The sequence below is a fragment of the Pseudomonas sp. HY2-MNA-CIBAN-0224 genome (assembly GCF_040310285.1).
In the GTDB taxonomy this organism is placed as follows: domain Bacteria; phylum Pseudomonadota; class Gammaproteobacteria; order Pseudomonadales; family Pseudomonadaceae; genus Aquipseudomonas; species Aquipseudomonas helleri.
This window is the reverse complement of record NZ_JBEOPQ010000049.1, coordinates 1-11,698: the sequence shown is the minus strand read 5'-3', so window position 1 is coordinate 11,698 and position 11,698 is coordinate 1. Positions and strand designations below refer to the sequence as shown.

Genomic DNA, 11,698 nt, shown 5'->3' with positions numbered 1-11,698 from the left:
CTATCAATCCGCCCAATGCCAAGCCGGTTGATCCAGCATTCGCTGCCCCACGACCTCGGTCTGGCCGAGGTTTTTTTCCAGCACGATGCAGTTGCACTCCGGGTCTTGCTGCAAGGCGGCAATCAGCCGTCGCGCGTGGGACACCACCCACACCTGGGAATGGAGCGAGGTACGAATGATCAATCGCGCCAGCGCGGGCAGCAGGTCGGGGTGCAGGCTGGTTTCGGGCTCGTTGAGCACCATCAGAGTCGGCGGGCGCGGCGTGAGCAGGGCGGCCACCAGCAGCAGGTAGCGCAAGGTGCCGTCCGACAACTCCGCCGCCGACAGCGGGCGCAACAACCCTTCTTGATAGAACTCGACAGCAAAACGCCCACCGGGCATCGCATTGATCTCTAGCCGCGCGCCGGGGAAGGCGTCACTGATGGCGCTGTGCAGGACTTGCGGGTCGCCCATTTCGAGGATGGTTTGCAGGGCCGCAGCGAGATCGCGGCCATCGTGGTGCAGCACCGGTGTGCGCGTGCCCAACTGCGGCTGACGCACCGGCGCATCAGGGTCGGTGCGAAAGTGATCATAAAAACGCCAACCGCGAATCGACTCACGCAGCCGCAGCACTTCAGGCGAGGCCTGCAGGCTGCCGACTTGATCGAACAAGCTGTCGAACATCGGCGTGTGTTGCGCCAGCACCTGCCAACTGCGTTCGGTACGGGCACGGATCATCGGGCCATTGCGCTCCACCAGCTCACTGGCCGGACGATAACTGGGGCCAACCCAAATACTTTCATGCTTGATTTGCGGGTCGAGGGTAAACGCTGACAGCTCAGGCGGCGACACCCCCAAGGCGATGGCGTAGCTGAAATCGTCGGCCGCAAAGCCCATGCGCAAGCGCTTAACCTTGTTGCGCGGGCCGCCCTCGATGGCCACCTCGCCAGACTTCATGCGCCGCGACACCACCTCGGGCCCCGCCCAGAACGTCGACTCCAGCCCGCCTTCACGGGCCAGCGCATTGACCACCCCGCCCTGAGCCGTCTCGGCCAGCAAACGCAGCGCACGGTACAGATTGGATTTACCGCTGCCATTGGGGCCGGTGATCAAATTGAGCCGCGCCAGCGGGACGATCAACTGGTTGATAGAGCGATAGTTGGCCACCGCCAGAGTGGTGAGCATTGGGTGACCTCAAAAGTGTGAGCAAGGCGTGCATAGAGTCCCACAAAGTCTGAACCCTGTTCTACGCTATGTGTCGTATTGTCTCGATCACTCAGCACCAAGCAAAGGAGTCTGCATGGCTGGTCCACGAATCAAGTGTGCTTGGGGCTTAAGCCTTTTGGCGCTCCTGACGGCTTGCGGTAAAGAAGGCCCCAAAGAGCCTTTATCACCACGGGTTTATATCCAAGAAGTTACCAGCCGCGACTATGCACCTCCCATTGCGCTCAGTGGCGACATTCAGGCCCGGGTCGAAACCCAGCTGTCCTTTCGGGTCGGCGGCAAGATTATCGAGCGCAAAGTCGATGTCGGTGATCACATTCAGGCCAATCAGGTGTTGGCGCGCCTTGACCCCAAAGACCTGAAAATCCAGGTCGAGACCGCCCAGGCCAGCGTGTATGCACAACAGGCGCAAGTGGTACAAACCCGCGCCGCCTATGTGCGTCAGCAAAAGCTGCTGCCAAAGGGCTACACCAGCCAAAGCGAATACGATGCGGCCTATGCGGCCCAGCAGAGCGCACAAAGCGCATTGGCCGCGGCGCAAGCGCAACTGGCCAACGCCCGCGAACAACTCAGCTACAGCAACCTGGTGGCGGAAGCGCCTGGCGTCATCACTGCGCGCCAGGCTGAGGTCGGGCAAGTGGTGCAAGCCACCATGCCGATGTTCTCGCTGGCCCGTGATGGCGCCCGCGATGCCGTGTTCAACGTGTACGAATCGCTGTTTATCGAGCCGCCCAAAGACCCTACCGTGCAAGTCACGCTGTTGCAGGACCCGACGGTCAAGGCCAACGGTTTTATCCGCGAGATCACCCCCGCCGTGGCGGCGCAAAGCGGCACGCTGCAAATCAAGGTGCAACTGGACTCACTGCCCAAGGGCATGGACCTGGGCTCGATTGTCAGCGTCAACCTGAGCCCGGCGCCGCAGCGCAGCATTGAAATGCCATGGTCAGCCCTGACCAAAGATGTCAGCGACCCGGCGGTGTGGGTGGTCGACGGCGAGAACAATGCGCGCCTGCAAAAGGTCACCGTGGGGCGCTACCTGACCGGCAGCGTGATCATCAGTGATGGCCTCAAGGACGGAGAAAAGGTTGTGGTCGCAGGCGGACAATTGTTACACCCCGGCATGAAGGTCGAGATAGCGCCCACGCCAGCAGGGGGGATGGCGCTATGAACCGCCTATGGATAGCGCCTTTCGCGGCCCTGTTGTTGCTGGGCTGCTCTGAAAAAAAGCCGCCTGAGCCACCCGTCAGGCCCGTGCTCTACGTGGTGGCCAAGCCCGACCTGACCCAACACCTGGGGCGCTTTGCCGGCAACATCGAAGCCCGCTATGAAAGCACCTTGGGCTTTCGCGTGCCGGGCCGCATCGTGCGGCGCTATTACGACGTAGGCGCGCTGGTCAAAGAAGGCGATATTTTGGCCAGCCTCGACCCGACCGATCAGCAAAACAATGTGCGCGCCGCCCAAGGCGATCTGGACAAGTCCCGCGCGCAGTTGATCAACGCTCAGGCCAATGCCCGGCGCCAGCAAGAGCTGTTCAATCAGGGCGTGGGCGCGCAAGCCCAGCTGGACACGGCACAAGCCGACCTCAAAACCGCGCAGGCCGCCGTGCAACAAGCGTCAGCAGCGCTCAACCAGGCCAAAGACCAACTCAGCTACTGCAACCTGCGCGCAGACCATGACGCGGTGATCACCGATTGGGCGGTCGAAGCTGGCCAGGTGGTGAGCGTCGGTGAAGCCGTGGCCACCCTGGCGCGACCTGAAATCAAAGAAGCGGTGATCGACCTCCCGGCGCCGCTGGCCGAAGCCCTGCCCAAAGACGTCGTGTTTTTTGTCGCAGGCCAGCTCGACCCGAACGTCAACACCAAGGCCCATGTTCGCGAAATCGCGCCCCAGGCCGACAGCGCCACACGCACCCGCCGTGTGCGGCTAACCCTGGACCAGACCCCGCCGGCCTTCCGCCTAGGCAGCTCCATCAGCGTGACGGTCAGCAGCCCGATTACCCAGCACTTCCAGGTGCCGCAGACCGCCCTGCAAGAAACCGACGGCAAAACCCGTGTGTGGGTCGTCGACCCGCACACACTCACCGCGAACACGCGGGAGGTAACCGTGTGGCGCCGCGACGCCAATACCGTGTTGCTCTCGGGCGGCATCAGCAGCGGTGACACCGTGGTCAGTGCGGGCGCCTACAGCCTTAAACCCGGACAAAAAGTCAGACTCGACAAGGAAAGCTCGCAATGAATGGGAAATTCAACCTGTCCGAGTGGGCCCTCGAGCATCAGTCATTCGTGTGGTACCTGATGTTCGTCGCGGTGCTTGCCGGGTTCTTTTCGTACTTCAACCTGGGCCGCGCCGAAGACCCCAGCTTTACCATCAAAACCATGGTGATTCAGACCAAGTGGCCCGGCGCTACGGTGGACGACACCATGCTGCAAATCACCGACCGTATCGAGAAAAAGCTCGAAGAGCTGGACACCCTCGATTACGTCCAGAGCTACACCCGGCCGGGCGAGTCCACGGTGTTTGTGTTCTTGAAAGACACCACCAAGGCCGAGCTCATCCCGCATATCTGGTACGAGGTGCGCAAAAAAATCGGCGACATTCGCGGCGACTTCCCCCAAGGCATTCAAGGCCCGGGGTTCGACGATGAGTTCGGTGATGTGTACGGCACGATTTACGCCTTTACCGGCGACGGCATCAGCATGCGCCAGCTGCGCGACTACGTCGAAGAGGTGCGCCTGGGGATCCGCGACATCCCCAATCGCGGCAAGATGATGACCATCGGCGAGCAGGCCGAAACCTTCTACCTCGACTTCTCGACCCGCAAACTGGCCGCGCTGGGCCTTGATCAACAGCACATTCTGCAAAGCCTGCAAGAGCAAAACGCCGTGACCCCGGCGGGCGTCATTGAAGCCGGACCAGAGCGCATGTCGGTGCGCGCCTCCGGCCAGTTCCACAGCGTGGCCGACCTTGAGGCGGTCAACCTGCGGGTCAACAACCGCTTCTACCGGCTCGCTGACGTGGCCGACATCACCCGTGGTTATGTCGACCCGGCCGCGCCGATGTTTCATTACAACGGCCAGCCGGCCATTGGCCTGGCCGTGGCCATGAACACGGGCGGCAACATTCAAGAGTTCGGCCAGCAACTGCAGCAGCGCATCAACGAACTGACCGCGCAACTGCCGGTGGGCGTGGGCGTGCACATGGTCTCTGACCAGGCCGAAGTGGTTCAGGTGGCCGTACACGGCTTCACCAGCGCGCTGTTTGAGGCGGTGATCATCGTTCTGGCGGTGAGCTTTATCAGCCTGGGCCTGCGCGCGGGCATGGTGGTGGCGATCTCGATCCCGCTGGTGCTGGCGCTGGTCTTCGTGTTTATGGAATTCACCGGCATTGCCATGCAGCGTGTGTCGCTGGGCGCGTTGATCATCGCCCTGGGCCTGTTGGTGGACGACGCGATGATCACGGTAGAGATGATGATCTCGCGGCTGGAACTGGGCGAAACCAAACAGCAGGCCGCAACGTTTGCCTACCACTCCACGGCTTTCCCGATGCTTACCGGGACCTTGGTCACGGTGGCGGGCTTTGTCCCGATCGGCCTCAACAACAGCGCGGCGGGCGAGTACACCTTCACCCTGTTCGCGGTGATTGGCGTGGCCCTGCTGGTGTCATGGATGGTGGCGGTGCTGTTTGCCCCGGTGCTGGGCGTGGGCGTGCTGCCCGCCAAGGTCAAACCCAAGTCCGAAAAACCGGGGCGACTGGCCCAAGCGTTCAACACCGGCCTGCTGTGGTGCATGACCCATCGCTGGTGGACCATCGGCGGCACGGCGGCGATGTTCCTGGCCTCGGTGGTGGGCATGACCTTTGTGCAAAACCAGTTCTTCCCGGCCTCTGAGCGCCCTGAAATCCTGGTGGACTTGAACCTGCCGCAAAACGCCTCGATCCAGGAAACCCTCAAAGTCACCCAACGCTTTGAAGCCTCGCTCAAGGACGACCCGGACATCGTGCGCTGGAGTACCTACGTGGGCGAGGGCGCGATCCGTTTTTATCTGCCTCTGGACCAGCAACTGCAAAACCCGTTCTTCGCCCAGTTGGTGATCGTCAGCACCGGGCTTGAGAGCCGCGATGCGTTGATGGAACGCCTGAACAAACGCCTGCGTGAAGAGTTTGTCGGCGTTGGCAGTTACGTGCACACCCTGGAGCTGGGCCCGCCCGTGGGCCAGCCGCTGCAATACCGGGTGAGCGGCCCGAACATCGACCAGGTGCGCAAACACGCCATTGACCTGGCCACCGTGCTGGACGCCAACCCCAACGTGGGTGAAACCCTGTTCAACTGGAACGAACCGGGCAAAGTGCTGCGGGTCGACATCGCGCAAGACAAGGCCCGCCAGTTTGGTTTGTCGTCCGAAGACGTCGCGCAAGTGATGAACAGCATCGTCACCGGCGCCACCGTCAGCCAGGTTAAAGACAGCATCTACCTGATCGACATCGTCGGCCGGGCCAATGGCAGCGAGCGCAACACGCCAGAAACCCTGCTCAACCTGCAAATCACCACGCCGAGCGGCACCTCGATCCCGTTGCTGGCGTTTGCCTCGGTGCGTTACGAGCTGGAGCAGCCGCTGGTCTGGAGCCGTGACCGCATACCGACCTTGACCCTCAAGGCTGCGGTGCGCGGCGACATTCAGGCGGTAGACCTGGTGGACGACCTCAAACCGACCATCGATGCCTTCATCGCCAAACTGCCGCAAGGCTACAAAGTCGAAACCGGCGGCACTGTGGAGCAAAGCGCCAAGGCCCAAGGCCCGATCGCCAAAGTCATCCCGTTGATGCTGTTTTTGATGGCGACCTTTTTGATGATCCAGCTGCAAAGCGTGCAGAAGATGTTCATCGTGGTCAGCGTCGCGCCACTGGGCCTGATTGGCGTGGTGTTGGCGCTGGTGCCCACCGGCACGCCGATGGGCTTTATCGCGATTTTGGGGATCCTGGCGCTGATCGGCATCATCATTCGTAACACGGTGATTCTGGTGACCCAGATCGACCAGTTCGAACGTGATGGCTTCGACCCGTGGCATGCGGTGGTCCAGGCCACGCATCACCGTCGTCGGCCCATCCTGCTGACCGCCGCGGCGGCCAGCCTGGGCATGATCCCGATTGCACGGGACGTGTTCTGGGGCCCGATGGCCTACGCCATGATCGGCGGCATTTTCTCGGCCACCTTGTTGACCTTGCTGTTCTTGCCGGCCCTGTACGTGGCCTGGTACCGCATCAAAGAAAACAAAAATCCGCCACCGGCCATTCACTGACGGCTAACGCCTAATCCTGGAGCTGCCGAAGGCTGCGATCATTTGATGTTCAAGATCAAAAGATCGCAGCCTGCGGCAGCTCCGGGTGTTTTACACCTCGCGCAACACCAACACCCCCAGCACATCGCAGCCTTCTTGCAACAACAACGACGTCGCCTCACATACCGCACTCAAATCATGCGGATCGCTGCTGTAGGCGTTCATGTGGGACAAACTGCGCAACAAATTCTTGGCCGCCTGAAAGCGCTGCTCAGCACAGGTGAGCAAGGAAGACACAGACGCCTGGGTATCAATCAAGAGAACGTTGGAATCGACAGGATTGTCGGTTTGCGGGAGGAAATGCGACATGGTGGAAACTCCTATGAATTAAGGAGCCACTTCAATCAGCTTGCACGCAGAAAGAGGGTGGCAGCTGTGCGCGGGTGTGCAAGACCGGCCATAGGAATCCGGCAGACCCGAAGATCTCCCACGCACAACCGCCATAACGCTGAGTGCAGGCGCGGAGCCTACCAAGCGTTTTGAAAAGTTGGAATCCTATGATCAGGCTTGCACGCCCGAACGCTGATGATTCAGCGACGGAGCGAACTATAGGCAGCCCGCAACGAGCACCACAATGGGCCAAAGCACGAGAAAGCCTCATCCCACACAAGTCAGGGAAAGGTCTGTAATCGCGCTGCCTGAATCGCGAGCAAGCCCGCTCCCACAGGTCCTGTGCAACACCTGTGGGAGCGGGCTTGCTCGCGAGAGGGTCAACGCACCAAATGCAGGAACTGCATGTGGCGTTCGTACTGGTCGAGGATGTCGTTGATGATCTGGTCTTTGGTGTAGCCCATCAGGTCGTAGTCCTGGCTGCCTTCGCTCAGGTGCACTTCAGCCCGGTAGTAACGGCGGTTACGCAGTTCTTTGGGGCCCATGCCGCCACGGGCAAACGACGGCGTGAAGTAGCCGCGCATTTGCACCTGGTAGACGAACGGATGCTGGTCACCATGGCCAATCTCAAGGCTGACGTTGTCGTTGGCCGGGTCGGGCTGGGTGACAACGTTGAGGCCTTTTTCAAGGAACACCGCGCTGACTTCTTCAATCGCCGGGCGCACCGTGGTGTCCATGAAGCGGTACACCTCGTCACGCGACGGGAAGTGCACAGCCTGGCTCAAGCGTTGACGCCAGCCACCACGGCCACGGCGCGACACGGCCACCGGGGCCAGCGAGTGCATCTGCGCGATCTTCTTCTGCGATTCCAGGTAGAACGCCTTGTGCAGCCCCCACATCATCAGCAACAGGATCAGCGAGAACGGCAGCGAGGTCAGGACCACCGCCGACTTGAGCGCGTCGATGCTGCCCGAGAACAACAGCGCACTGGTCACCAGCGCGGTCATCCCGCCCCAGAACACCCGCAGCCATTTAGGGCCGTCTTCGTCAGCGCTATTGCCACGCGCCGAGAGGGTCGACAGCACCACGGTGCCGGAGTCGGCCGAGGTCACGAAGAACACAAAACTGATGAACACCGTCACGGCGATCACGGTTTTGCTCCACGGGTAGGTTTCCAGCAGCAGGTACAAGGCGCGCGACGGGTCGTCGATGGCGGCTTGGCCTAACGCCGTCAGGCCGTGGTTGAGCACTTGGTCGATGGCGCTGTTGCCGAAAATAGACATCCACGCCAGGGTGAAGCCCAGCGGAATCAACAGCACGCCAAAGACGAATTCGCGAATGGTCCGGCCACGGGAGATACGCGCAATAAACAGGCCCACAAACGGCGACCATGCGATCCACCAGGCCCAATAGAACACGGTCCAGCCGCCCAGCCAGTCGCTCGGCTTGTTGTAGGCATACACATCAAAGCTCTTGGTCGGCAGCGCGCCCAAATAGTCACCGATGTTCTGGATCAAGGTGTTGAGCAGGTGCTGCGTCGGGCCTGCGAACAGCACGAACAGCAGCAGGGCACAGGCCAGCAGCATGTTGATGTCGGACATCACGCGCACGCCTTTGTCGACGCCCGCGATGGCCACCAAAATGGCCGCGCCCATCATCAGGGTGATCAACCCCACCTGAATCCATTGGGTATGCGGCATGCCGAACAGGTAGTCGAGCCCGGAGTTGAGGTGCAACACCCCAAACCCCATGTCGGCACCCAGACCAAACACCGTGGCGATGATGCCAAAGCCGTCAACCGCGTAGCCGATGGGGCCATTGATGCGTTTGCCGATCAGCGGGTACAGCGCCGAACGCAGCGCCAGCGGCAAGTTATGCCGGTAGGCAAAGTACGCCAGCGCCATGCCGACAAAGGCAAACACGCCCCAACCGTGCAGGCCCCAGTGCAAAAACAGCAACTGCATGCCTTGGCGCGCCGCCTCGGCGTTACCGGCCGGGCCTTGTGGCGGGTTGAGCATGTGGGTGAGGGGTTCTGACACACAAAAGAAAAATAGCGTGATGCTGATCCCGGCGGCGAAGAGCATGCCCGCCCAGGACAGGTAACTGAACTCAGGTTCGTCGTGGTCGGCACCGAGCTTGATCTTGCCGTAGCCGGACAAGGCGGTGACGACCACGAAGATCAGATACAGGGTCATCGCTAGCATGTAGTACCAGCCGACCGTATTGGCCGCCCAGTTTTGTGCTGCCAGTAGACATTCTCCGGCGGCTTCGGGCAATGAAATCACCACCAGCCCGAAGATCAAAATAAACCCGGCGGCAAAGTAAAAAACCGGCGGGTTCATACGGATGAGAGACGTCTGTGACGTCGAAGGTGCACTCATGGCAAATACACCTCGCAGCAGTGATACAGGCGTAAAAAGAGCGAGTTCGGCAAAGGTTAGCCTCCTGTTGTGAGCGGGCAGCGGACCACCGGTTTAACTTGAACGAGCATTCAAGTTAAACATGGATGGCGTGTGAGGACTAATCGCTACCCTTGGCTACACGTGTCTTACGTTAGCTCATGGCAAGGTATGACACATGCCCGCGCACGAACGTTCAGCCGTTATGGCACGGGGCTATCCGGGATTTGCCGACGGTAGGTCACGGGCGGAATTTTAGGGGGTGAAAAAAAATTCCAAAAAATCGAAGCGCTTCGCTTTCTGGTCAAAAAATAGACAAATTCAACGGCCTGATTTCACCCATCCAGATCGCATGATCGGTGTGATCCAGCAGGTCATTGCCGGTGTCGGGGTGCAGAAAAATCACAAGTCCGTGTCGGCTGATGGCCAGCCAGGGCAATACAATGCCGAGCAGTTCGGGGCCGAAGGCCAGTTGGCAGCTCCAGTCGGGGTGCGGGCCGACCGGGCGTTCGTGGACGCGGCCCATGCTGATGCCAAACCGGTGCGCCGCTTCTTCGCACAGCGCGCGCGCCTGGTCGATGGTGCTGGCGTCGTAATAGACGTGGGCGTGATAGCCCTTGATTCGTTGCATAAGCGCCTCTTGATGGTGTGCTGCACGCATTATTAATGTGGGAGCGGGCTTGCTCGCGATGCAGACGGTGCGGTGTATGCGAACATCCGCGGCGAGGCCATCGCGAGCAAGCCCGCTCCCACAGAGGTAACCTTGCACGCGCACTCTAAACCCACACTCAGCGAGAGCGTTATGCCCCGGCTCAACCGCACTGCCATCCTGCCGTTTCTGAATTGGCTGCCCAAACAAACCCGTGCAAGCGTAGGCCGAGATGCGCTGGTGGGCTTGAGTGGTGCAATTCTGGCACTGCCGCAGTCCATCGCCTACGCCTTGATTGCAGGTTTACCGCCTGAATACGGGCTATATGCTGCCATTGTGCCAGTAATTATTGCGTGCTTGTGGGGCTCGTCGTGGCATTTGATCTGCGGGCCGACGGCTGCCATCTCGATTGTGCTGTTTGCCAGTGTCAGCCCGCTGGCGGTGCCCGGCACGCAGGACTACATCGGCCTGATCCTGCTGTTGACGTTTCTGGCGGGGATTTTTCAGTGGCTGCTGGGGATGCTGAAGTTCGGCGCGCTGGCCAATTTTGTCTCACATTCGGTGGTGGTCGGCTTCACCCTGGGCGCGGCGGTGGTGATTGCCCTGGGCCAGTTGCCCAATGTGCTGGGCGTTGACGTGCCGGGTAAAACCACGGCGCTGGACAGCCTGCTGACGCTGTTGCGCCATGTACGCGACTTCGACCCCGCTTCGTTGGGGCTCGGGGTGGGGACGGTGCTGTTGGGCGTCGCACTCAAGCTGTGGCTGCCACGCTGGCCGACGCTGCTGTTGACCCTGGTGCTCGCCAGCCTGGCCGTGTGGCTGCTGCCGTCAGTGTTTGGCCATGTGCAGTTGGTGCAGGCGTTTGTGGGGCGTTTGCCGCCGTTTAGCCCGCTGCCGCTGGATATCGAAACGCTGTTGCGCCTGCTGCCCAGTGCCGTGGCGGTGGGCATGCTGGGGTTGGTGACCAGTTTGTCGATTGCTCGCTCGATAGCGGCACGTTCGCAGCAGATGCTCGATGCCAATCAGGAGATCCGCGCACAAGGCTTGTCCAACGTGTTCGGCGCGTTGTTCTCGGGGTATTTGTCCTCGGGCTCATTCACCCGCTCGGGGCTCAACTACGAAGCCGGCGCCCGCTCGCCGCTGGCCGGGGTGTTTTCCGCGTTGTGGGTGGCGCTGTTTGCGATCACCGGCTCCGCGCTGATTGCGCACATTCCGATCCCGGCCATGGCGGGGAGCATTTTGCTGATCAGTTGGGGGCTGGTGGACACCCGCGGCATTCGGGCGCTGTGGCGGGTGAGCCGCGCCGAGTTCGCGGTGATGGCGCTGACCTGCGTCGCCACCTTGCTGCTGGAGCTGCAAACAGCGATTTATGCCGGGGTGCTGGCGTCGCTGTTTTTCTACCTCAAGCGCACTTCGCGCCCGCGTATCCAGCAATGGACAGAGGGGGATGAAGAGGTGTTGCGGGTCGGCGGGTCGATTTTTTTCGGCGCCAGCCATTACCTGCAAGTGCGTTTGCAACGCACCCAGGGGCAGCGGGTGGTGATCGAGGCGCAGCACATCAACTTTATCGACTACTCGGGGGTTGAGATGCTGCACCAGGAAGCCCGCCGCTTGCTGGGGCTAGGCCGCAGCCTGACCTTGCGCCGGGCACGGGCGCCGGTGGTGGAAGAATTGAAGAAGCTGGAAGGCGCGGACAAATGCCCGATTTTATTTGAGGACTGACCTGTAGGAGCGAGCTTGCCTCGCGATCTTTTTGAAGATCAAAAGATCGCGAGGCAAGCTCG

Annotated in this window: 8 protein-coding genes; 4 read left to right on the top strand and 4 right to left on the bottom strand. The window is 61.0% G+C overall.

All coding sequences use genetic code 11. From position 1 onward, the window contains the following. Positions 1–3 precede the first annotated feature (3 nt). Positions 4–1,164 carry an AAA family ATPase gene (locus AAEZ03_RS19185; RefSeq protein ID WP_262126036.1) on the bottom strand — a complete coding sequence of 387 codons (1,161 nt, stop codon included), beginning with the start codon at positions 1,162–1,164 and terminating at the stop codon, positions 4–6. Between the two features lie 115 nt (positions 1,165–1,279). Between AAEZ03_RS19185 and AAEZ03_RS19180 the strand changes: the two genes are divergently transcribed. From AAEZ03_RS19180 to AAEZ03_RS19170, 3 genes are read left to right on the top strand one after another with little or no spacing between them, the layout of a single operon-like run. After that, positions 1,280–2,371 carry an efflux RND transporter periplasmic adaptor subunit gene (locus AAEZ03_RS19180; protein ID WP_350580775.1) on the top strand — a complete coding sequence of 364 codons (1,092 nt, stop codon included), beginning with the start codon at positions 1,280–1,282 and terminating at the stop codon, positions 2,369–2,371. Beyond that, positions 2,368–3,438 carry an efflux RND transporter periplasmic adaptor subunit gene (locus tag AAEZ03_RS19175; protein WP_350580772.1) on the top strand — a complete coding sequence of 357 codons (1,071 nt, stop codon included), beginning with the start codon at positions 2,368–2,370 and terminating at the stop codon, positions 3,436–3,438. The genes AAEZ03_RS19180 and AAEZ03_RS19175 overlap by 4 nt, the downstream gene beginning before the upstream one ends. Continuing rightward, positions 3,435–6,497 carry an efflux RND transporter permease subunit gene (locus AAEZ03_RS19170; RefSeq protein WP_350580769.1) on the top strand — a complete coding sequence of 1,021 codons (3,063 nt, stop codon included), beginning with the start codon at positions 3,435–3,437 and terminating at the stop codon, positions 6,495–6,497. The genes AAEZ03_RS19175 and AAEZ03_RS19170 overlap by 4 nt, the downstream gene beginning before the upstream one ends. 90 nt (positions 6,498–6,587) lie before the next feature. Here the strand turns inward: AAEZ03_RS19170 and AAEZ03_RS19165 are convergent, their stop codons facing one another. The 3 genes from AAEZ03_RS19165 to AAEZ03_RS19155 form a co-directional block, all read right to left on the bottom strand. Next, complete coding sequence (locus AAEZ03_RS19165; RefSeq protein WP_278940812.1) at positions 6,588–6,845, bottom strand: hypothetical protein; 258 nt, start codon at positions 6,843–6,845, stop codon at positions 6,588–6,590. 401 nt (positions 6,846–7,246) lie between these two features. Continuing rightward, entirely contained in the window at positions 7,247–9,208 is a 1,962-nt protein-coding gene (gene betT / locus AAEZ03_RS19160) for a choline transporter BetT (RefSeq protein WP_350580817.1), read from the bottom strand. 361 nt (positions 9,209–9,569) lie between these two features. After that, positions 9,570–9,896, bottom strand: a complete 327-nt coding sequence (locus AAEZ03_RS19155) for a DOPA 4,5-dioxygenase family protein (protein WP_123750627.1) — start codon at positions 9,894–9,896, stop codon at positions 9,570–9,572. Positions 9,897–10,067: 171 nt separating this feature from the next. On the opposite strand from AAEZ03_RS19155, the gene AAEZ03_RS19150 reads away from it, so the two are divergent. Next, positions 10,068–11,636 carry a SulP family inorganic anion transporter gene (locus AAEZ03_RS19150; protein ID WP_350580765.1) on the top strand — a complete coding sequence of 523 codons (1,569 nt, stop codon included), beginning with the start codon at positions 10,068–10,070 and terminating at the stop codon, positions 11,634–11,636. Positions 11,637–11,698: the final 62 nt, after the last annotated feature.

Excerpts from the sequence above, each read along its gene's own strand:
- AAEZ03_RS19185 (WP_262126036.1), bottom strand. The coding sequence starts at position 1,164 with ATGCTCACCACTCTGGCGGTGGCCAACTATCGCTCTATCAACCAGTTG.
- AAEZ03_RS19180 (WP_350580775.1), top strand. The coding sequence starts at position 1,280 with ATGGCTGGTCCACGAATCAAGTGTGCTTGGGGCTTAAGCCTTTTGGCG.
- AAEZ03_RS19175 (WP_350580772.1), top strand. The coding sequence starts at position 2,368 with ATGAACCGCCTATGGATAGCGCCTTTCGCGGCCCTGTTGTTGCTGGGC.
- AAEZ03_RS19170 (WP_350580769.1), top strand. The coding sequence starts at position 3,435 with ATGAATGGGAAATTCAACCTGTCCGAGTGGGCCCTCGAGCATCAGTCA.
- AAEZ03_RS19165 (WP_278940812.1), bottom strand. The coding sequence starts at position 6,845 with ATGTCGCATTTCCTCCCGCAAACCGACAATCCTGTCGATTCCAACGTT.
- betT (WP_350580817.1), bottom strand. The coding sequence starts at position 9,208 with ATGAACCCGCCGGTTTTTTACTTTGCCGCCGGGTTTATTTTGATCTTC.
- AAEZ03_RS19155 (WP_123750627.1), bottom strand. The coding sequence starts at position 9,896 with ATGCAACGAATCAAGGGCTATCACGCCCACGTCTATTACGACGCCAGC.
- AAEZ03_RS19150 (WP_350580765.1), top strand. The coding sequence starts at position 10,068 with ATGCCCCGGCTCAACCGCACTGCCATCCTGCCGTTTCTGAATTGGCTG.